The sequence below is a fragment of the Streptomyces sp. NPDC004838 genome (assembly GCF_053600955.1).
On record NZ_JBSGAW010000008.1, the window covers coordinates 185,056 to 207,241 of the forward strand.

Sequence of the window (22,186 nt, forward strand, 5' to 3'; positions counted from 1 at the left end):
GATGGGACGCGTGATCGACCTTTCGGATGTGGAAGCGGCGGCCCGGCTGATCGACGGGCGGCTCGTCCGTACGCCGACTGTGGCCAGTCCGGGGCTGTCCGGGCTGCTCGGCGTCCCGGTGACCCTGAAGCTCGAACTGCTGCAACACACAGGGGCGTTCAAGGCGCGCGGGGCCATGGCGAAGCTGCTGTCGCTGAGCCCGGACGAACGGGCCGCGGGCGTCGTCGCGGTCAGCGGCGGCAACCACGGCATCGCGGTCGCGGTCATGGCGGGCCTGCTGGACGTGAAGGCGACCGTCGTCATGCCGAGGTCCGCGCCCGCCCGTGCCGTCGAGATCGCGGAGGCGGCGGGCGCGGTGGTCCGGCTCGAGGACACCATGGACGGGGCCTTCACGCTCATGGACCGGTTGCGGGCGGAGGGCCTCACGCTCGTCCACCCCTTCGACGATCCGCTGGTGATCGCCGCGCAGGGCACGGTGGGTCTGGAGTTCGCGGAGGACGCGGGCGAACTGACGGATGTCCTCGTGAGCATCGGCGGTGGCGGGCTGATCTCCGGTGTGGCCGCGGCACTCACGGCGCTGCGGCCGGGCGTACGGATCTGGGGCGTGGAGACCGTCGGCGCGGAGGCCATGTCGCAGGCCCTGAAGGCGGGCGGTCCGGTGGCGGTGAAGCTGTCGTCGGTCGTCACCACGCTCAGCGCGCCCTCGGTGTCCCGGCTCACGTACGACCATGTCCGCGCCCTGGTCGAGGACGTCCTGGTGGTCTCCGACGCCGAGGCTGTACAGGGCACCCTCGATCTGGCCCACCATGCCAAGCTCTGGACCGAGCCGGCCGCCGGCTGCCTCCTCCCGGCCGCGCGCCGGGTACTGGAACGGGTCGGCACGGAGGGGACCCGGCTGGGGCTGGTGGTATGCGGCGGGAACGCGTCCGTCACCGATGTGATGCGCTGGAGCGAACGTTCCGCCTGAGCGGAGTCGAGGGGGTGGGGCGGACCGCGCCTCCGCTCCGGCCCGGCGAGCACGCGGGAGGCTGCGTCCGGTACGACCCGGCGGGCACTCGCGGGGCTGTGTCCGGTACGACCCGATCCGGCGGGCGGGGGTCGGAAGCAGCCTGGTCGCCCCGGTCATCTCGGCCGTCCCCGCCAGCGAAGTCATCCCGGTCATCCGACGACCCGGGCCACCACGCCCACGCCAGCGCCCTCACCCGTAGCCGTCGCGCGTATCGGGTTGTGACGGAGCGTCTGCACCGGGGCCCGTAGCCGTCGCGCGACCCCTCCCCCGCCGCCGGGTCGCGCGACCGTGGCGTGCTCGCGCCGAAGGCCCCGCTCGCCTCGAAGCCCCGCTCGCGTCGAAGGCCCAAAACGCCCCTTCCCGCCACAGCGGCGGAGCCGCCCGCCAGACGTCGCGCGCGCCGAAGTGACGGCCTCCCGCGCGGTTCGGCAGGTCGCACGCGCCCCAGATATCTCGTACGAACCTCTTGCGCCAATGGCGAAGGCAGCTATGCTCACACTCATGATTAAAGGGCTTAACTACTTTCCGGCAGGAGGGAAGGGGCCGTCATATGACCGATCTCAGTGAGTTCGACGCATTGGGACAGGCCGAGCTTGTCCGCACGAATCAGGTATCGCCGATCGAGCTTCTCGACTCCGCGATAGAGCGCATCGAGCGCAGCAATCCGAAGGTGAACGCGGTCATAGCGAAGATGTACGAAGAGGCGCGGGCGACTGCTTCCGGAGTTCTGCCGGACGGCCCGTTCTCGGGTGTTCCTTTTCTGCTCAAGGACGGCGGTGGCGTCGGCTACGCCGGTGTTCCGATGACCTCCGCGAGCCGCTTTCTCGCCGATTACGTTCCCGCCGAGGACGGCGAACTCACCCGTCGCTACAGAGCGGCCGGCCTGGTGGTGTGCGGCAAGACGAATCTGCCGGAGTTCGGACTCCAGCCGACGACCGAGCCCGAGCTGCACGGTCCCACGCGCAACCCCTGGAACCCCGCCCTCTCGGCCGGGGGATCGAGCGGCGGCGCGGCGGCAGCGGTCGCCGCTCGCATGGTCCCGATGGCGAACGCGAGCGACAGCGGCGGGTCCATCCGCGTCCCGGCGGGCAACTGCGGTGTGTTCGGCATGAAGCCGACCCGGCTGCGGATCGCCTCGGCCCGCCGCAGGGCGGGGGTCTCCATGCGGATCGCCGTGCTCAGCGAGCACGCGGTGACGCTGAGCGTGCGGGACTGCGCGGCGCTGCTGGACGCCACGGCGGGGCCGCTGCCCGGTGATCCGTTCGTGGCGCCGCGGCCCGAGCGGCCCTATCTGGCGGAGACCGGCATCGATCCGGGCCGGCTCCGGATCGTCTACAGCACCTCCTCGCCCACCGGCTCGCCGGTCCACCCCGACTGCGTGGCGGCGGTCGAGGACGCGGCCCGCCTCTGCGAGAGCCTCGGCCACCATGTGGAGGAGGGGACTCCACGGCTGGACGCGGCGGCCATCGCCAAGCCCTTCACCACCGTCTCGTCGGTGGGGCTCGCCTGGGACATCGCCCGGCTGGAGCGCGTCACCGGAAAGCGGGCGACGGAGAAGGACTTCGAGGCCGGCACCTGGGCGATGATCGAGAGCGGCCGGTCCGCCACGACGAGCCTGAACGAGTACTTCGACGCGCTCGCCGAGCTACAGACCCTGTGCGACCGGCTGGCGGCCTTCCAGGAGCCGTACGACGTCTGGCTCACGCCGACCGCCGGCGCCCCCGCGCCCCCGCTCGGCTCCTTCGCCTCGCCGCCCGACGACCCGACGCGCGGGATGCGCGCGTCCGCCGCGTTCCTGCCGTTCACCATGCTCATCAACATCACGGGGCAGCCGGCGATGTCCGTGCCGCTGCACTGGAACGCGGCCGGCGTACCGATCGGAACCCATTTCGTCGGCCCCTACGGCGACGAGGGTCTGCTCTACCGACTGGCCGCCCAATTGGAGGCGGCCCGCCCCTGGGCCGGACGCGTCCCGCCCCTGGCGATCGCGTGAAAGGCCACCGTAACAGCGTCAGCAGCGACACCACCGGAATGAAGTAGAGGGGAAATCTATGACCACGAATACCGAGGCATGGCCGAATCCGCTGGTTCCCGGCCCTCACTGGACGTCCCACCAATTCATCGCCAGCGAGGTGATGGACGACCAGATCAAGCATCAGATCAGCATGATGTTCTTCGGAATGTCCGATCTCGGCGAATGTATTGAGGCGGCCCGCCAGATAAGGGTCGACGACGAGGAAAGCTGGGTCGAGGCGTGGAGCGATCGCGCCCGGATTCTTCAGGAGCGCGCCGAAACCGCCGAGAAACGCGGCCGTCGTGTGTCGGCGAGCGACGCCTACCTCCGGGCGTCCACCTACTGGCGTGCGTCGCTGATGCACTTCAGCCAGCCCGACGACCCCCGTACGCGGGCGAACTCCCTCAGCAGCTACGAGTGTTACGACCGCTATCTGGCGCTGTCGGGCTACCCCGGCGAGTCGCTGCGGATTCCGTACGAGGGCAGCTTCCTGCCGGCGTACCTCTACCGCAGTCCGCTGGCCAAGGGGCCCGCGCCTCTGCTGATCTTCTTCCAGGGCCGCGACGCCTGGTCGGAGGACAGCCGCTGGATCTACGACGGGGCCATCCGGCGGGGCTACCACTGTCTGTCCGTGCAGTGCCCGGGGCAGGGAATGGCCCTGCGGGTCAACGGTCTGCCGTTCCGCCATGACTGGGAGAAGGTCGTCACCCCGATCGTGGACGTGGCCGTCCAGCTCGACGGCGTGGCCGCGGACCGCATCGGTCTGATGGGGGTGAGCTTCGGCGGATACCTCGCCCCACGTGCGGCGGCCTTCGAGAAGCGCCTCAAGGTCTGCATCGCCAACCCCGGCGTCCTGCGGTGGGGCGAGTCCATCCGGGCGAATCTGCCCCCGTCGCTCACCGAGGCGCTGGCGGCCGGGCCCGAGACCTTCAACGCGACGGTCTCGACCATGGCCTCCCATGCGCCGCTGGTGGACTGGTTCGTACGCGACTCGTCGTGGAAGCACGGAGTCTCGACGCCGTACGAGCTGTTCCGGGAGTTCGACGCCTGTGACCTGACCGAGGTCGCGGGCGGGATCGAGTGCGAGACCCTCGTGATGGACGGTGTGGAGGAGAACTTCTCCGCGGGTCAGGCCCGGCAGTTGTACGACGCCCTGACCTGCCCGAAGGAGTTCATGCTCTTCGACCAGACCAGCACGGCCCAACTGCACTGCCAGAACGGTGGCACGGCCACCGCCGCGGAGTTCACCTTCGACTGGCTCGACGGCCGGCTGTGAGGGCTGTCCCGTAGACCGTATCCGCTCGACGGTCGGCTCCAGACCGTATCCGCTCGGCCGCGGCGGCCCCAGCCCCGCCGGGGTCGACGCCCCTCCGGCCGGACGACTCGCAACCCCTCCCCCCGCGTCCCCTCGTCTTCGCTCCCCCGTTCAGGGAGACCCCTTCAGGGAGTACGCCATGCCCGATCCCCATCGCCGGGTCCTCTCCAGACCCAGTGGACCCTGCCCCCCGATCCCGCCGAGCACGCCGCCGGTGCCGTCATGAGCGCCCAGGACACGGCCGGGCACGAAAGCCCCTTCCTGGGCGACCCGGCGCTCGCGTCCAAGGACTCCGGAGCGACGTCCGAGAACTCCGGAGCGGGCGGCCTGCGGCTGCGGGACACCCTTCGGCGCGGGGGGTGGGCCATCTGTCTGCTGGCCGTGCCCCTCGTGGTGATGGAGCAGCTGAGCCGGGAGGCGACCAGCACCCTCGCCCCCGACATCCGGAACGCGTTCGGCATCTCCGACGCCGCGTTCGTCGCGACCGCCGGGTTCACCGGCGTCGCTCTGGTCCTCGGCGGGGTGCCCATGGCCTGGCTGGCCGTCCGGGTGAACCGCAAGAAGATCGTCGTCGTCTCCGCCGCCGTCGGCACCGTGTCCCTCATCGGCGCGGGACTGGCCCAGAACGTGTGGCAGCTCTTCGCCGCCTACGCGTTCACCGGCTTCGCCGCGGCGTACTCCAACCCCGTCTTCGGCTCGCTGATCGCCGACGCCTATCCCGTCGAGGGACGCGGCCGTATCTTCTCCCTGCACGCGACGGCCACCCCCATCGGGCAGGCGATCGGGCCCGCGCTCGCCGGGGCGATCGCCGCTTTCGCGGGGAGCGGCGACGAGTCGTGGCGCTGGGCGTACATCGGCCTCGCATTGCCGTACGCGCTGCTGGCGGTCGCCGCCGCGGTCTTCCTCAAGGAACCCGAGCGGGGGCAGGCCGACCGGCTCTCCATGTCCGATGGTCAGGACGAGGGCGCGAGCGAGAGCACGGAGGGGAACGCGAGCGGGAACACGGACGGGAACACCGGCGGGAACACCGGTGGGAGCGCCGGCGGACCCGAGCAGCCGCCCGTGGGCATCTTCCGCGGCTTCCGTCAGATGATGAAGGTACGCACCTTCCTCTTCATGTGCCTCGGCATCGGCGTTCTGGGACTGGCGCTCTTCACCGTCCCGGTGCAGATGTCGCTGCTGCTGGGCGACGAGTACGGATTCGACGCCTTCGACCGCGGGCTGACGTTCTCGCTCACCCAGATTCCGGTGATCGCCGCCATGGTCGTCGGCGGGCATCAGTTCGACCGGCTGTTCCGGTCCACTCCCGAACGGACCGTGCTGATCGCCGGGTCCGCCATCATCGCCTACGGCGTGCTCACCGCGGGAGGCATCTGGCTGCGGCCTGCCCCGCTGCTGCTCGCCGGCTACGTACTGGCCTCGATGTGCGTGGGGATCACGCTGGTCTGCGTCAGCCCTCTGGTCGCCGCGGTCACTCCGTACCGGCTGCGGGCGCAGGCGTTCGCCTTCCTGCCGGTCTTCACCTTCCTGATGGGCGGGTTCTTCGGCTCCATCTTCGCCGGCTTCATCTCCGACTCCTTCGGACCCCGGCCGGCGATCGCCGCGGCGGTGGCCTTCTCCGCCTTCCTCGCCGGGTTCCTCTTCCTGAAGGGCCGTGGGCATCTGCGGCAGGACATCGCGACGGCGGCCGAGGAACTGGTCCGGGACCAGGCACGGCAACGGGCCGGGACCTCCTCGACCTGAACACCCTGAACGCCCTGAACGCCCTGAACGACCCGATCCCTCCTCCCCACCACGCCCCCGCTGTCGTACGGCACCGCTTCGGCCCGGCACCCCCGCCGGGCCGACGGCGACCGCGCCCAAGGCGACCCGACCGGCGGCGACCCGACCGGCGGCGACCGCGACCCGGTCCGGTCCGGTCCGGTCATGGCGGGCCACGGGGGCACGGGGGCACACCCACATACCTGCGAAAGGAATGGCCATGTCATCGTCACCACACCCCTTCGACCTGCGCGGCAAGGCCGCGGTCGTCACGGGCGCGAGCTCGGGCATCGGCGCGGACATCGCGCGGGCCCTCGGGGCCGCGGGCTGTGACGTCGTCCTGGTCGGGCGCTCCGAAGACCGGCTCGCGACCGCCGCGAAGGCGGTGGCCGACACCGGCGCGGCACATGCGACGGTCGCCGCCGACCTCCGCGAGGACGAGGCCGCGCAGAACGTCGTCGACGCCGTACTCGCCCGGTTCGGTCGCCTCGACGTCCTGGTGCACTCGGCCGGCGTATACGCGCAGGCGTCGCTGGAGGACACCACGGACGAGCTGTTCGACGAACAGTGGACGATCAACGTCCGCGCGCCGTTCCGGCTCACGCGGGCGGCCCGGCCCCATCTGACCCGCGGTGCGTCGATCGTCTTCGTCTCCTCGATGTCCGGCCGTGTCGGATCGCCGGACGACTCCGCGTACTGCGCCTCGAAGGGTGCGGTGGAACTCCTGGTGAAGGCGCTCGCCACGGAGTTGGCGCCCGAGGGCATCCGGGTCAACGCGGTGGCCCCCGGCAACGTGCACACCCCGATCAACGCGGCGCTGCTCACCCCGGAGGCGGAGCGGGAGGTCGTGGCCACCACACCCGCGGGCCGGGTGGGCGAGGTCGCGGACATCAGCCCGGCCGTCGTCTATCTGGCCTCGGACGCCTCCTCGTACGTCCACGGAGCGAGCCTCGCCGTCGACGGCGGGTTCACCGCGCAGTAGCGCCCCGCGCACCGGAGACACGTACAGGAAACACGCGCAGGAAGTACGCGCAGGAAGTACGGGATGAGAAGCCGGAGAGCGAGCGACTGACCCACACGGAAGCAGCAGGACTGAGCGACAGCGAAGAGCGACACCGCAAGGACGGCAGATGAGCATTTTCCCCAGCGGCATCACGAGCGACCGGTTCGAAGCCGAACTGGACCGGCTGGAACGGGTCTCCCGTTTCCCGGAGATGCCCCGCAACCTGTTCGACGAAGGCCCCCACCTGATCACCACGCCGGAGCTCCCCTGGGGCGACGCGGTACGGAAGGAGTCGGTCGAGGCTTACCGCCGCTTCATCCACGGGGAGACCTGGATCACCGGCGGTGGCGCCCGCGAGATGGAAGCGGAGGTCGTCCAGTGGCTGGGCGGGCTCATGGGCGCGGACCGGCCGGCCGGATTCATCACCTCCGGCGGCTCCGAGTCCAACATGTGCGCGATCCTCACCGCGAAGCAGCGGGCCGCGCGCCGGGGCGGCAGTGTGGTCTTCCCGGACAACGGCCACTACTCCCTCTACAAACTCTGCCGGATGTTCGACCTGGATCCCATCCCCGTACCGGCGCCGGAAGGCCGGTTGGACCTGGTCGACCCGGTGGCCGTCGAGGCCGCGATCCGGCCCGACACCATCGCGCTCATCGCGACCGCCGGGACATGGGCGTACGGCAGTGTCGACCCGGTCGAGGCGTTCGGCGAGATCGCCCTCCGCCACGGTCTCTATCTGCACGTGGACGGCGCGTTCGGCGGCTTCATCCTGCCGTTCCTCGAACGCTGCGGCTATGACCCCACCATCCCCCTGTGGGACTTCCGGGTACCGGGCGTCTGCTCGATCAGCGCCGACCTGCACAAGAACGGCATGGCTCCGCCCCCGGCGGGCACGCTGATCTTCCGCGACGACTCCCTGCTCGCTTCGGCGAAGGAGATCTGCCCGCCCAACGGCACCATGTCGGGCACGCGGGGAGCCGGGCCGATCGCGGGTGCGTGGGCGATGGTGAAACTGCTGGGCGAGCCGGGGTACACGGCGGTGTCGCTCGCGTCGATGGCGATGCGCGACGAACTCGTCGACGGCGTCGGCGGGATCGAGGGGCTGAGCGTCCACCCCGGCTCGCGGATCAATATGACCCTCATCCACGCGGAAGCCCTCGATCTGCGGCCGACGGCCGAGGAGATGCGCCGCCGGGGCTGGATGTTCGCGGCCCGCGCGGTGCCGGGACCGGCCAGTCTCGTCGTCGTCCCGATGCCGCACAACGAGGGTCAGACCGCGTCCTTCCTCCGCGACCTGCGCGAGAGCACGGAACTCGCGCTCCCGCTGGGCGGGACGGCGGACGGGACGGCCTCCGAAGCCCTTTCGAGTTACGGGTTCTGAGCGTGAGCACCGAGAACGTGAGCACCGAGAAGCGGAGACACAGCATGTACGAGGAGATCCGCCCGGCCCGTGGACACCGGCGATGAGCCCGGCCACCGGCCGGGCCGCACGACCGGCAATCGGCAGCGCCGCACAACCGGCCACCGACCGGGCCGCGCGACCGGCCTCCGACCGGGCCCCGCGCACCGGAGCGACGACGATGCGGGTGTCCGTGGACATCGGCGGCACCTTCACCGATCTGGTGGTCGAACACGACCGCGAACTACGGCTGTTCAAGTCACCGACCGTGCCCGACGACCCCGTACGCGGCATCCTGGACGTCCTCACGATGGCCGCGGCGGCCGACGGCCTGACGCTGAACGGATTCCTCGGCCTGGTGGAGACCTTCGTCCACGCGACGACCCGCGGTCTGAACGCCGTGCTCACCGGTACCACCGCGAAGACCGCGTTCCTGACCACCGAGGGCCACCCCGACGTCCTGCTCCTCCGGGAAGGGGGACGGCCGGACCCCTTCGACTTCACGGTTCCCTTCCCCGAACCGTATGTGCCGCGTTCCCTCACCTTCGAGGTGGCGGAGCGCGTCACCTCGACCGGCGAGGTCCTGCGTCCGCTCGACGTCGCCGATCTCGGGCGTATATGCGACCGGCTCGCGGCCGAGGAGGTCGAGGCCGTCGCCGTATGCCTGCTGTGGGCCACGGTCAATCCGGCGCACGAACTCCAGGTCGCCGAAGTGCTGCGACAGCGGCTGCCCGGCGTCCCGTACACGCTCTCCCACGCGCTCAACCCCGCGCTGCGCGAGTACCGGCGGGCTTCGTCGGCGGCGATCGACGCCTCGCTCAAACCTCTGATGTCCGAGTACACCGAGGGGCTCACCGCACGGCTGCGGGCAGCCGGGCTCGACGGCCGGATCCTGATGGTCACGTCGATCGGCGGGGTGGTGGACGTACGGGACGCGGCCGAGAAGCCGGTGCTGACCATCAACTCGGGACCTTCGATGGCCCCCGTCGCGGGCCGCGCCTACGCCGCCGCGGACCTCGGCGCGCGGACGGTGATCGTCGCGGACGCGGGAGGGACGACGTACGACGTCACACTCGTCCGTGACGGGGAGATCCCGGCCACGCGTTCGGCCTGGGTCGGCGGCGAGATCACCGGCCATATGACCGGACTGCCGTCGATCGACGTCAAGAGCGTCGGGGCCGGAGGCGGCAGCATCGCCTGGGTGGACCCCGGCGGGCTGCTCCACGTCGGTCCGATGAGCGCCGGTTCGGTGCCGGGACCGGCGTGTTACGGGCGCGGGGGAACCCGCGCCACGGTGACCGACGCCGCGCTGGTGCTCGGCTACCTCGACCCGGCGTCCTTCTCCAGCGGCGCGATGGCGCTGGACCCCGACGCGGCGCTCAAGGCCATCGCCACGGACGTGGCCGGTCCGCTCGGCACCGATCCGGTCACCGCGGCCCATGCCGTACTCGAACTCACCACCGAGCACATGGTCCGCGCCATCGAGGAGATCACCCTCCAGCAGGGCATCGACCCGGCGCATGCGGTGCTGGTCGGGGGCGGAGGGGCGGCCGGGCTGAACGCGGCGGCGGTCGCCGAGCGGCTGGGCTGCCGACAGCTGGTGGTTCCGGCGGTGGGGGCGGCGCTGGCCGCGTCCGGGGCGCTGATGTCCGATCTGCGGGCGGTGTACACCGCGACCGTTCCGGCGCTGACCAGTGCGTTCCGGCCCGGCAGGGTCAACGCCGCGCTGGCCGGACTGCTGGACCGGTGCCGGGAGTTCGCCGGACATGTGGGGGCGGACGCGGCGGACGTGGAGGTCACGCTCTTCGCCGAGGCCCGGTATCCCCAACAGATCTGGGAACTGGAAGTGCCCCTGCGCGGGGAGTCGTTCGAGGGCGGGCCCGATGTCGAGGAGTTCGAGGCCGACTTCCACGCGATCCACCAGCGGATCCTGGGCATCACCGACGAGGACTCACCCGTCGAGGTGGTGAGTTGGGGGGCCAGGGCACGGGTGCCGCTCGGTGAGCGCACCGGCATCCTCACGGCAAGGGCCGAGGACACCGCGTCCGCCTCGGTGCGGCGGGCGTATCTGCCAGGCCGGGGCATGGCCGACGTTCCGGTCAGGCCGCTGGCGACGCTCGTTCCCGGCGAGGTGCTGCACGGTCCCGTGCTCATCGAGTCGCCGTTCACCACGGTGGTCGTCTCCGACACCAGTACGGGCGAACTCAGCGATTCGGGGTCCCTCGTCATCCACCCGGCGAAACAGGCCACGGACCGCAGCGCCACAGACGGCACCGCGGACCGCGGCACGGATCGCAGCACGACGACTGACGCATCGGACGACGGCCGGCGAAGTGGAGGACACCCGAGATGAGTACCGCCGAAACACGCGGATCCGGTACCAGCCGGTCCGGGACGAGCCGGTCCCGTACGAGTACGTCCGATACGGGCCGGTCCGGTACGAGTACGTCCGATACGGGCCGGTCCGGTACGAGCACGGCCACCGGTCCGAAGACGGCCGAGGCGAACGCGCCCCGAGCCGCCCGCGACGGGGCCCTCGACGGAGCCCGGCTCGCGGTCCTCGGCCACCGCTTCGAGGCGATCGTCCGCCGGATGTCGAACACCCTGGCCCGCAGCGGGCGTTCAGGCGTGCTCAACACCGCCCGTGACTTCTCCTGCTGCATCCTCACCGCGGACGGCGGGGTGCTGATGACCGGCCAGAGCCCGCCGATCCATGTGATGGGCGGCCCCGACCTCCAGGCGCGTTCCCTGCTGGAGTACTACCCCCGTATGCGCGCGGGCGACGCCTTCCTGCACAACTCGCCCTATCACGGCAATACGCACGCGGCCGATCACTCCATCCTCATCCCGGTCGTGGACGACGCCGGAGTGCACCGGTTCACCGTGCTGGCCAAGGCCCATCAGGCGGACTGCGGCAACTCCGTCCCGACGACGTACATGGCCAGCGCCCGGGACGTGTACGAGGAGGGCGCGCTGATCTTCCCGGTCGTACGGGTCCAGGAGGACTACGCCGACCGCGAGGACATCCTGCGGATGTGCGAGATGCGCATCCGCGTCCCCCACCAGTGGCGCGGCGACTATCTCGCCATCCTGGGCAGCGCCCGGATCGGCGAACAGTCGCTGCTACGGCTCGCCGAGGAGGTCGGCTGGGACACCCTGGACACGTTCGCCCGCGACTGGCTCGACTACGGCGAGTCCCGGATGGCCGCGGCGATCGCGGAGCTGCCGGCGGGCGTGGCGACCACACGGACACGGCACGATCCGTTTCCCGGTGTGCCGGACGGGGTGCCGATCCAGGCGCGGGTCGCCGTCGATCCCGAGCAGGGCATGATCGACATCGATCTGCGGGAGAACCCCGACTGTGTGCCCTGCGGGCTGAACCTCAGCGAGGCGTCCTCGCGGACGGCAGCGCTGATCGGCGTGTTCAACAGCATCGACCACACGGTTCCGCACAATCAGGGCAGCTTCCGCAGGGTGCGCGTACATCTGCGGGAGAACTGTGTGGTGGGCATTCCCCGGCACCCGGCGAGCTGCTCCGTGGCGACGACCAACCTCGCCAACCGGCTCGGGAACGTGGTGCAGCGCGCCTTCGCCGAAATCGCCGACGGTTTCGGGATGGCCGAGGTCGGCACCGGGATGTCCCCGTCGGAGGCCGTGGTCTCCGGGGTGGACACGCGCGGCGGGGGCGCGGAGCCGTTCGTCAACCAGATCTTCGCCGGTACGAACGGAGGCGCGGCCGGTCCGCTCAGCGACGGCTGGCTGACCATGGACGATCTCGGCAGCGGGGGCACGCTGCTGCTGGACAGCGTGGAGATCGACGAACTGAAACAGCCTCTGGTGATCCACCGGCGCGGGCTCGCCCAGGACACGGAGGGCGCGGGACACCGGCGCGGCGCGCCCGGACTGCATGTCGAGTACGGGCCGGTCGGCGGTGCCCTGGAGGCGGTGTACGCGAACGACGGGGCGGTCAACGCGATGAGCGGCGCGCGCGGCGGTCTGGCCGGGGCACGCTCGGCCCAGTACAAGAGGGACCGGGCCGGACAGCTCAGCGAACTCGACATCTGCGGGCCGGTGCGCGTCGAGGAGGGCGAGCGGCTGGTGGCCCGCACCAGTGGTGGCGGCGGCTACGGCCCTCCGGGCGCCCGAGACCCGGAGGCGGTGGCCCTGGACGTCCGCGAAGGCTGGATCAGCGCGGACCGTGCCCTGCGGGTCTACCGGGTCGTGCTGGACGGCCGGGGCCGGGTGGACGCCGAGGCGACCGCCCGGATCCGCGGCCCGCACACACCCCCGGACGCCCACGACCACACCGATCGGCACCCGGATACGGGCACCCTCGCCGTCGCCGACACGGACACAGGCACGGACACAGGCACGGATACCGACACGGACACAGGCATCGACACAGGCGCCGGTACGGACACCAGCACCGGTACCGGCACGCCATCGGACGATATGAGAGGCACGCGATGACCCAGCCGACCAGCGAACCGAACCGTTCGGCGAGCACGCCGGGCGACCGGGTTGACCGGTCCGGCCGGAGCGGCGTACCGGAGCGGCCCGTGACCGCGGGACCTTTCGACCGCGCCCGGCTGACCGCCCTGCTCGCCGAGGAACGCCGGAGCCACCAAGCGCGTAACCCCCGCTCCCGTGCGGCCCATGAGAAGGCGGACCATCTGCTCGGCGGGGTTCCGATGACGTGGATGGCGAAGAGCGCGGCAGGGTTTCCGCTCTATCTGGACCGCGCCGCCGGGGCCCGGGTGGTCGACCTCGACGGCCACGAGCTGCTGGACTTCTGCCTCGGCGACACCGGGGCGATGGCCGGGCACTCCCCCGCGCCGACCGTGGCGGCGGTGGCCCGGCGGTACGCCGAACTCGGCGGGGCGACGGCCATGATGCCCACCGAGGACGCGGCGGCCGTCGCCGAGGAACTGGCCCGCCGCTTCGGCGTCGCCCGCTGGAGCTTCGCCCTGACCGCGACGGACGCCAACCGCTGGGCGCTGCGACTGGCCCGCGCGTTCACGGGCCGGTCACGGATCCTGGTCAACAGCTACAGCTACCACGGCAGTGTCGACGAGTCGTTCATCGTCACCGGCCGAGGCGGTCCCCGGTCCCGGCCCGGCAATGTCGGGGCAGCGGTCGATCCGACGCTGACCAGCAGGGTCGTGGAGTTCAACGCGCTCGACGAGTTGGAGCGGGAGCTGTCGTACGGCGATGTCGCCGCGGTCCTCATGGAGCCCGCGCTGACGAACATGGGCATCGTGCTGCCGCTGCCCGGCTATCTCGACGGAGTACGGGAACTCACCCGCCGAAGCGGCGCCCTGCTCATCAACGACGAGACGCACACCATCTCGGCGGGTCCGGGCGGCTGCACGGGCGCATGGGGTCTGGAACCGGACATCGTGACGGTGGGCAAGGCGATCGGCGGCGGAATCCCCATCGGGGCCTACGGGTTGAGCGAGCCGCTCGCGGAGGAGCTGTGGGCACGGCCGGATCTGGATCTGGTGGACACCGGCGGTGTGGGCGGCACGCTCGCCGGCAACGCGCTCTCCCTCGCGGCCGCGCGGGCCACGCTGACCGAGGTGCTCACCCCGGCCGCGTACCAGCACATGTTCGCGCTCGCCGACCGCTACACCGCCGGGGTCGAACGGATCATCCACGGCCATCGGCTGCCCTGGTCGGTGACCCGGCTCGGCGCCCGCGCCGAGTACCGCTTCATGGCGCCGGCGCCGCTGAACGGCACCTCGTCCCAGGGGGCGACCGATGTCGAGCTGGAGGACTTTCTCCATCTCTTCCTGGTGAACCGGGGAGTGCTGCTGACGCCGTTCCACAACATGGCGCTGATGTGCCCGCAGACGTCGGACGCCGATGTGGAGACCCATCTCTCGCTCCTCGACGCCGCGGTAACCGCTCTGGTCGCCTGACCAGTCGGGCAAAGCCCTCCGGTGGTCCGCCCCCGGCTCCTCAGACCGGGGCGGACCGCCCAAAGGGACCACTCACGACCACCGGCCGAGGCATGGAATCACACTCAGGATCAACCGAGCGGCCCGGCGGCACACCCCCCGGCCGCACGTCCGGCGGGGGCACGCCCCCCGTATCCGGACCTCCCGGAGACCGGCCTCCCGCGGCCCCGGGACACGGAGGCGAACGGTACGGAGCCGAACAGCACGAAGGCGAACAGCACAGAGCCGAACAGCACAGGCACGAGCGGCACGCAGACGAACCGCGCGTCCACCCACCACGGACAGGCGAGCCCTTCGTTCCCGGTACCGCCCGGCCGGAGACGGCCCGGCACGAACCTCCCCGGCACGACTCGTCCCGGCCCGACGCGTCGCGACCCGACGTGCCGGGTCCAGATGACGCACCGCCTCCCGAGGCTACTCGGCCGGAGATCATGCGGATCCTCGCCGGGCTGCTGCTGGCGCTCTTCTCCTCGGTGCTCAGCACGATGATCGTCACCAACGCGCTGCCGGCGATCCTGACCGACCTCGGCGGGACCCAGGCCCAGTACACCTGGGTCGTGGCGGCTTCGCTCCTCACCATGACGGTGAGTACGCCGGTGTGGGGCCGCCTCTCCGACCAGTACAGCAAGAAACTCCTGGTGCAGCTCGCGCTCGTGATCTTCGTGACCGGTTCGGCGGGCGCGGCGCTCGCGGAGTCGATGGAACTCCTCATCGCGATGCGGGCGGTCCAGGGCATCGCGATGGGCGGTCTGATGGCGACGAGCCAGGCGGTGATCGGCACGCTCGTCTCTCCGCGCGAACGCGGCCGGTACTCCGGGTACATCGGCGCGGTCCTCGCCGGAGCGACGGTGTGCGGCCCCCTCGTCGGGGGTGTCATCGTGGACGCCGAATGGCTCGGCTGGCGCTGGTGCTTCCTCGTCGTACTTCCGTTCGCGCTGGTCAGCCTGGTGGTCCTGCAACGCCATCTGCGTCTGCCGCCGATCGCCCGACAGGTCAGGACCAACTATCCGGGGGCGTTCCTGATCGCCGTCACCGCCTCGCTCCCCCTGCTCTGGGTGACCTTCGCGGGCGACGCGTTCGCCTGGGCGTCCTGGCAGACCGCCGCCCTCCTGGGCGGCACTCTCGCCGCCGGGACGCTGACGGTGCGGATGGAACGGCGTCACCCCGAACCGGTCGTCTCGCGGACCGCCTTCCGGGACCGCACCACCCGTCTGGTCCTGCTCGGCAGCGCGTCCGTCGGCGTGGTGATGTTCGGCGCGATCCTCTTCCTCGGCCAGTACTTCCAGTTGGCGCTGGGCTACTCGCCGACGACAGCCGGACTGCTCGGCATGCCGATGATGGTCGGCACGCTGATCGGCACGCTGGGGTCCGGGAGCCTGATCACCCGGTCGGGGCGTTGGAAGGCGTTCCTGGTCGGCGGCTCCTGTCTGCTGGTCGCCGGGCTGGCGATGCTCGGCCGGCCCAGCGGCCCCAAGCCGCTCTGGTACGTGCTCGTGGCGACGATCCTGATCGGGCTGGGCATCGGCGCGGTCATGCAGAACTACGTCCTGGTGGCCCAGAATTCCGTCGGTTCCGACCGGGTGGGCTCCGCCACCGCCTCGGTCACCTTCTTCCGGTCGCTGTCCGGGGCCATCGGCGTTTCGCTGCTCGGGGCCGTCATCACCCACCGGGTGAGCGGGTTCGCCGGCGCGGCCGGGGAAGCACAGGGCGGTGCCCGTGTCCCGGATCTCGCTTCTCTCTCCCCCGCGCTGCGGGAGGCCGGCCGGCTCGCGTACTCCGACGCCATCACCACGGTCTTCCTGGTGTCCGCCGTGGTTTCCCTGTTCGGTCTGGCGGCGTCACTGGCCATCCGGGAGACCCCGCTGCGCACCACGGTCCACAAGGAAGATCCTTGAGGACCCGGCGGAGGTCGACACCCTCGACGACCAGGCGTGAACCGGAAGGGCCCACAGGACTGGCCGACAGGACTGGTGGAGCCGACGGGCGGGGTGCCGGGACTTCATAGAGCCCGACGGGCGGCAGGACCGGAAGAACGACACCACCACCGCCGCCTTGGAGCCGTCAGGACGGCACCCGCCGCCGGTCCGGAGCCCCGGCCGACCCGCCGGCGCTCCGGTCCGGACCCGGCGTCTCGTACGCCGGGACCGGACGCGGCGTCTCATACCCGCCGAGGTCTCGTCGTCCGGGACCCGGTTCGCCTCCGGGACGCTCCCGGCGCGGGGCTACGGCCGGATCCCGACCCGTCCGAGTGCCCGAGGACCGCTCCTCAGCGCTTCTCGGGCGTACGCGACGCATAGGCGCGACCGGTGCCCGCGCCGAAGTCCTTGTCGACCTGCGCGTCGAGCGCGGCCTCGATCGCCTCCACCCGTAGCGCGCTGAGGGCGCTCACCGCGTCCCCCGACTCTCCGAGCACCTCTCTGATCCGCCCGACCAGCAGCGCCTCGGCCCGGCGCAGGGTCTCGACGCCGTGGTCCGTGATGGAGAAGACCACCCCGCGTCCGTCTCCGGCCGTGTCACTGCGCTCGATGAGGCCACTCCGCACCATGCCGTTGGTGAGCGCCGAGACCGCGGGCCGGCTCACCGCGGTGTACCGAGCCAGCTCGTACGCCCGCTGCTCTCCGCTCACGGCGCTGTTCAGCGCCCGGTACTGGGCCAGGGTCAACCCGGCCTCCTCGCATGCCTGCTGGGCGATGCGCGCGAGTCGGATCACGGCTCTGATCGAACCGAGCAACTCTGTGTCCGGACTCTTCTCCATCACCTCTCCAGGGTCCGCACCCGGCCATGGGCGGGGGCATCGGCCGAAGCCGCCGGTCCCGACTCCGCCGGGTGCGTTCGGCGAGTACGGCGAGCGGTCTCGCTCCGCCGACCTCGACACGCCAGCCTAGTGCGTCGCGGCACACCACGCCCAGCCCGATCCCAGCCCGGCCCTGGCCAGGCCCGCCCCGCCCCTGGCCGGGCGGCCCGCGGTGCCCGGCGGCTCTCCCGGTGACGCCCGGCCGGTCCCGTGGTCACCGTGGCCGCCTCTGGTCACCGTGCCCCCTCCGGTCACCGGGCCGCCGCCCGCGGTGGTCCGGCTCGGCCATTGGGATGGACGGCCGCCGACCTGCCCGTTCCCATCCATGCATTCACCGGGTCCGCGCTTCCCCGGCGTGTAGGACCACGGACATGACGAACAGAGCGTTCTCCGCCCCGCGCCGGTGGGCCGTCCGGCACGCCGCGTGGCTGCTGCTCGCCTCCTTAGCCGCCCATGGGGTGACCGTGCTCCTCACGCGCCCGGACATACTGGATCTCCAGGTGTACTGGGCCGCCGCCCCGCAGGTGCTGAGGGGGCAGCTCTACGACTTCCGGCTGGTCACCAGCGGCTCGTTCCCGTCGCTCCCGTTCACCTATCCGCCTTTCGCGGCTCTGGTGTTCCTGCCGCTGTCGTACGTGCCCCGAGCCGTCGCGGCCTGCCTGTGGCAGCTGGCCTCGGTCGCCGCCCTCGCGGTGATCGTGGGCTGCTCCGGACGGCTGCTTCCGGGCGGGCGGCTCGACCGGAAGCGGATCATGCTGTGGGTGGCCGTCTGCCTCTGGCTGGAGCCCGTACGTCATACGCTCGATCTCGGGCAGGTCAATCTGGTCCTCGGCGCGCTGGTCCTGTGGGGGCTCACGGCCGCGCGGGAGTCCGTGACCCGAGGGGCGGCGGTCGGAGTGGCCGCCGGGGTGAAGCTGACGCCCGCCGTCACAGGGGCGTATCTGCTGGTCACCCGGCAGTGGCGGGCCGCCGCCTGGGCCTTCGCGGTCTTTCTGGGGACGGTGGCGCTGGCGTGGGCGGTCACCGCACGGGAGTCCGCCCGCTACTGGCACACCCTCGTCATGGACCCGGACCGCATCGGCCGGATCTCCTCCGTACGGAATCAGTCCCTCCGTGGGGCGCTCAGCAGGACCGCCGGCCATGACGTCGGCTTCGGGGCCGCCTGGCTCACGGCGGCCGTCCTGCTGACCGCCCTCATCGCCTACGCCCTCCTGGCGGCCGTCCGCAGCCGGGATCCACTGGGCTCGCTGGTGACCGTGCAGCTCGCCGGACTGCTGCTCTGCCCGATCTCCTGGAGTCACCACTGGGTCTGGTGCGTGCCGGCGATGATCTGGCTGGCGCACGGACCCGGCCGGGGGCGGACGCCGAGCCGGCTCGCGCTGGGGGTGTGGGCCGTCGCCACGGCCGTCCGCGTCGTGCCGGCGCTGACCCGGCTCCAGGACGACCTGCCCGTCGGCGCCGCGTATCCGGCGCACCTCGCCCTGCTGGGGTGGGTCTACGCCTTCTGCTCGGTGCTGACGCTGCTCGCCGTCGGCACGGTCGCGGCCCCGCCGCGTCACGATGCCGACAGCCCGCCGCTGAAGGCCCTTGACCTCAAGCGGACTTGAGTTTCTATGTTCGCCGCATGGACTACTCACACGACGACGCCGGACTCGTACGCCAGCCGATCGGCTACTGGGCCTGGGCCGCCCATGACGCGGTCGTCTCCCATATCCGCGCCCAACTGGCCGAGGTGGGGCTCACCCAGCCCCAGTGGTGGGTGCTCAGCCAGCTCGCCGAATCGCCCGGAGGCCGCGACCGCGACGAGCTGGCCGCGTTCCTCGAGGGGTATCTCGGGGTCGGCACCACGACCATGGAGAAGGAGATCGGGACCCTGGCCGACCGGCGGCTCGTCGCACCCGGCGAGGACGGGCTGCTGCGCAACACCCCGGCGGGAACGGAACTCCAGGCGGAGGCGGCGGCCCGCCAGCGGATCGTACGGGCGGACATCCACGACGGCATCGACGACGCGGAGTACGTCCGTACCCTGAAGGTCCTCCAGCGGATGATCCACAACGTGGGCGGCCGGGCCTGGCACCACTGACGCCGGCGAGGCGCACCATACGCTGCCGAGTGCCGAGAGCCGAGTGCCGGGCCGCGCCCCAGGCGATCGGCCGCGCCCGCAGGCGTTTGCCACGCGCACGCGAGCCGGGGCCGTGGGCTCAGGCGCTGGTGAGCGAGAGCTTGACCGCGAAGCCCAGGAACAGCGCGCCCGCCGCCGAGGTCGCCCCCGCCGACAGCCGCTTACGGCGGCGGAAGGCCGCCGCGAGATGGGTGCCGGTGAATATCAGGAGGGTCAGATAGAGGACGCTCGCCAGCTGCGCCAGCACCCCGAGCACCACGAAGGAGAGCGCGGGATAGGCGTACGCCGGGTCCACGAACTGGACGAAGAAGGCGATAAAAAACAAGATCGCCTTCGGGTTGAACAGACTGATCACCAGCGCCTTGCGGAACGGCCGCTCGGCGGCCTCCGGGGCGGCCTCGCCCGCGGCTCCGGCCAGCTCGCGCCGGGTGCGCCACATCGACCAGGCGGCCCGCAGCATCCCTATCGCCAGCCAGGTCAGATAGCCCGCACCGGCGAACTTCACCAGGCCGAAGAGCAGGTCGTTGGTCTTGAGCAGCGAAGCGACCCCCGCAGCCGACAGCACCATCAGCACCGCGTCGCCGCACCACACCCCGGCGGCGGCCCAGTATCCCGTACGCACACCTCGGCGGGCCGCGACGGAGAGCACGTACAGCGAGTTCGGCCCCGGCAGCAGAATGACCAGGACAAGGCCCACCAGATACGTCGGCAGATCGGTTACACCCAGCATGAGTCAGAGTGTGGCACATGGGTACGACACTTCGCTTTTGCGTTCGCATCCCGGCTGTGAGAACGAGGGCTGAACGGTGAGAACGGGCGGCTGAACCGGACCCGGAAGCGAGCCGGAGCCGCGGCGGGACATAACGGGCCCGACCCCGACCCCAACTCCAACCCCGCCGACGCGGCTCAGAAGACGTCGGTGGGGACGTATGTGCCCCACACCGCCCGCAGCGCGTCGCACACCTCCCCCACCGTCGCCCGCGCCCGCAGCGCGTCCTTCATCGGATAGAGGACGTTCTCCGTGCCCCTCGCCGCCGCGCCGAGCGCCCCCAGGGCGGCGTCCACGGCCGGCTGGTCCCGTTCCCGCCGCAGCCGGGCCAGCCGATCCGCCTGCCGCGCCTCGATCGCCGGGTCGACGCGGAGGGGTTCGTACGGCTCCTCCTCGTCGAGCGTGTAGCGGTTGACTCCGACGACGACCCGCTCGCCGCTGTCGGTCTCCCGCGCGACGCGGTACGCGCTCCGCTCGATCTCGTTCTTCTGGAAGCCCTGCTCGATGGCGCTCACCGCACCGCCCAGGTCCTCGACCCGCCGCATCAGGTCCAGCGCCGCCGCCTCCACGTCGTCCGTCATCCTCTCGACGGCGTAGGAACCGGCGAAGGGGTCGACGGTGGCGGTGACATCCGTCTCGTACGCCAGTACCTGCTGCGTCCGCAGCGCCAGCCGGGCCGACTTCTCCGTGGGCAGGGCGATGGCCTCGTCGAAGGAGTTCGTGTGCAGGGACTGCGTCCCGCCGAGGACCGCCGCGAGGCCCTGGACCGCGACCCGTACGAGATTGACCTCCGGCTGCTGGGCGGTCAGCTGGACGCCCGCGGTCTGGGTGTGGAAGCGGAGCATCAGCGACTTGGGGTCACGGGCCCCGAACTCCTCGCGCATCAGCCGCGCCCAGATCCGCCGGGCGGCCCGGAACTTGGCGACCTCCTCCAGGATCGTCGTCCGCGCGACGAAGAAGAAGGAGAGCCGGGGCGCGAAGTCGTCCACGTCCATGCCGGCCGCCACGGCCGTACGGACGTACTCGACGCCGTCGGCGAGGGTGAAGGCGATCTCCTGCACGGGCGTGGCCCCGGCCTCCGCCATGTGGTAGCCGGAGATGGAGATGCTGTTCCACCTGGGCATCTCGGCCCGGCAGTACCGGAAGGTGTCCGCGACCAGCCGCAACGACGGCTCCGGCGGGAAGATATAGGTGCCGCGGGCGATGTACTCCTTGAGGATGTCGTTCTGGACGGTGCCCGTCAGATGCGTCGCGAGTACGCCCTGCTCCTCGCCGACGAGCTGGTAGAGCAGGAGCAGCAGCGCGGCCGGAGCGTTGATGGTCATCGACGTGGAGACCTCGCCCAGCGGAATTCCGTCGAACAGGACCCGCATGTCGTCGAGGGAGTCGATGGCGACGCCGACCTTGCCCACCTCGCCGTGGGCGATGGGCGCGTCGGAGTCGTGGCCCATCTGGGTGGGCAGGTCGAAGGCGACCGAGAGGCCCGTGGTGCCGTGGGCGATGAGCCGGCGATAGCGGGCGTTGGACTCGGCGGCGGTGCCGAAGCCCGCGTACTGGCGCATCGTCCAGGGGCGGCCGGTGTACATGGAGGGGTGGACACCGCGGGTGAAGGGGTACGCGCCGGGCTCGCCCAGCTTCTGATCCGGGTCCCAGCCCGTCAGCGACCGGGGTCCGTACACCGGTTCGATGGGCACTCCCGATTCGGACTCGCGCGCCGGCATCTCTCCGCCTCCCGATCCGAGCTGTTCACAGAACCGTTCTCAGAACCGTTCTCAGAACTGTTCACAGAGCAGTCCTCTGGGCCTGTCCTCCGGGCTGTTCCCCTGTGCCGCTGTCGCGACTTCTTCCCCATCATGCGGGGGAACTCGCCATCGGGCAGAACGGGAACTCATCTGTTCGGGTACCGGGGATACGCGGGGGGACGAGGATGTGCCACGCCGCCGCGGCGAAACCGCGGGCTGCTCCCCGGAGGGGCGGAGGTCTGTGCGTCCGGCGGAGCGGAAGGGGCGCGGGCGGGACCGGGGGAACGTGTCCCGCCCG

At 71.3% G+C, this 22,186-nt stretch carries 15 protein-coding genes; 12 read left to right on the forward strand and 3 right to left on the reverse strand.

The window, feature by feature from the left end:
* Window position 1: 1 nt before the first annotated feature.
* The 10 genes from ACWEFL_RS12120 to ACWEFL_RS12165 all read left to right on the forward strand — a co-directional run bounded on the left by ACWEFL_RS12120 (window position 2) and on the right by ACWEFL_RS12165 (window position 16,356).
* On the forward strand, window positions 2-967 hold the full coding sequence (locus ACWEFL_RS12120; RefSeq protein ID WP_451710849.1) for a threonine/serine dehydratase: 966 nt from the start codon (window positions 2-4) through the stop codon (window positions 965-967).
* A 592-nt stretch (window positions 968-1,559) separates the two neighbouring features.
* The gene (locus ACWEFL_RS12125) at window positions 1,560-3,002 is read left to right on the forward strand and encodes an amidase (protein ID WP_451710700.1); all 1,443 of its coding nucleotides are present in this window, start codon (window positions 1,560-1,562) and stop codon (window positions 3,000-3,002) included.
* A 58-nt stretch (window positions 3,003-3,060) separates the two neighbouring features.
* The gene (locus ACWEFL_RS12130; protein ID WP_451710701.1) at window positions 3,061-4,299 is read left to right on the forward strand and encodes an alpha/beta hydrolase family protein; all 1,239 of its coding nucleotides are present in this window, start codon (window positions 3,061-3,063) and stop codon (window positions 4,297-4,299) included.
* A 261-nt stretch (window positions 4,300-4,560) separates the two neighbouring features.
* Window positions 4,561-6,081: an MFS transporter gene (locus ACWEFL_RS12135; protein ID WP_451710703.1), complete on the forward strand. Its 1,521-nt coding sequence runs from the start codon at window positions 4,561-4,563 to the stop codon at window positions 6,079-6,081.
* Between the two features lie 238 nt (window positions 6,082-6,319).
* The gene (locus tag ACWEFL_RS12140) at window positions 6,320-7,081 is read left to right on the forward strand and encodes an SDR family NAD(P)-dependent oxidoreductase (RefSeq protein ID WP_451710705.1); all 762 of its coding nucleotides are present in this window, start codon (window positions 6,320-6,322) and stop codon (window positions 7,079-7,081) included.
* A gap of 148 nt (window positions 7,082-7,229) precedes the next feature.
* Complete coding sequence (locus ACWEFL_RS12145; RefSeq protein ID WP_451710707.1) at window positions 7,230-8,483, forward strand: aminotransferase class V-fold PLP-dependent enzyme; 1,254 nt, start codon at window positions 7,230-7,232, stop codon at window positions 8,481-8,483.
* Window positions 8,484-8,565: 82 nt separating this feature from the next.
* Window positions 8,566-10,854 carry a hydantoinase/oxoprolinase family protein gene (locus ACWEFL_RS12150; RefSeq protein ID WP_451710709.1) on the forward strand — a complete coding sequence of 763 codons (2,289 nt, stop codon included), beginning with the start codon at window positions 8,566-8,568 and terminating at the stop codon, window positions 10,852-10,854.
* Complete coding sequence (locus ACWEFL_RS12155; protein ID WP_451710711.1) at window positions 10,851-12,971, forward strand: hydantoinase B/oxoprolinase family protein; 2,121 nt, start codon at window positions 10,851-10,853, stop codon at window positions 12,969-12,971. The genes ACWEFL_RS12150 and ACWEFL_RS12155 overlap by 4 nt, the downstream gene beginning before the upstream one ends.
* An 89-nt stretch (window positions 12,972-13,060) precedes the next feature.
* Window positions 13,061-14,422 (forward strand): transaminase, encoded by a 1,362-nt coding sequence (locus tag ACWEFL_RS12160; protein ID WP_451710713.1) that lies wholly within the window; start codon window positions 13,061-13,063, stop codon window positions 14,420-14,422.
* A gap of 419 nt (window positions 14,423-14,841) precedes the next feature.
* Complete coding sequence (locus tag ACWEFL_RS12165) at window positions 14,842-16,356, forward strand: MFS transporter (protein ID WP_451710715.1); 1,515 nt, start codon at window positions 14,842-14,844, stop codon at window positions 16,354-16,356.
* Window positions 16,357-16,727: 371 nt separating this feature from the next.
* Here the strand turns inward: ACWEFL_RS12165 and ACWEFL_RS12170 are convergent, their stop codons facing one another.
* On the reverse strand, window positions 16,728-17,216 hold the full coding sequence (locus ACWEFL_RS12170) for a MarR family winged helix-turn-helix transcriptional regulator (RefSeq protein ID WP_451710717.1): 489 nt from the start codon (window positions 17,214-17,216) through the stop codon (window positions 16,728-16,730).
* A 410-nt stretch (window positions 17,217-17,626) separates the two neighbouring features.
* On the opposite strand from ACWEFL_RS12170, the gene ACWEFL_RS12175 reads away from it, so the two are divergent.
* Both ACWEFL_RS12175 and ACWEFL_RS12180 read left to right on the forward strand, forming a co-directional pair.
* Window positions 17,627-18,862, forward strand: coding sequence for a glycosyltransferase 87 family protein (locus tag ACWEFL_RS12175; protein ID WP_451710719.1), 1,236 nt, complete (start codon window positions 17,627-17,629; stop codon window positions 18,860-18,862).
* A gap of 17 nt (window positions 18,863-18,879) precedes the next feature.
* On the forward strand, window positions 18,880-19,338 hold the full coding sequence (locus ACWEFL_RS12180; protein ID WP_451710721.1) for a MarR family winged helix-turn-helix transcriptional regulator: 459 nt from the start codon (window positions 18,880-18,882) through the stop codon (window positions 19,336-19,338).
* Window positions 19,339-19,456: 118 nt separating this feature from the next.
* Here the strand turns inward: ACWEFL_RS12180 and leuE are convergent, their stop codons facing one another.
* Together leuE and ACWEFL_RS12190 are read right to left on the reverse strand one after the other, a co-directional pair.
* A complete protein-coding gene (gene leuE / locus ACWEFL_RS12185; RefSeq protein WP_451710723.1) occupies window positions 19,457-20,107 on the reverse strand; it encodes a leucine efflux protein LeuE in 651 nt (216 codons plus the stop codon).
* Between the two features lie 176 nt (window positions 20,108-20,283).
* Entirely contained in the window at window positions 20,284-21,867 is a 1,584-nt protein-coding gene (locus tag ACWEFL_RS12190; protein WP_451710725.1) for an acyl-CoA mutase large subunit family protein, read from the reverse strand.
* Window positions 21,868-22,186: the final 319 nt, after the last annotated feature.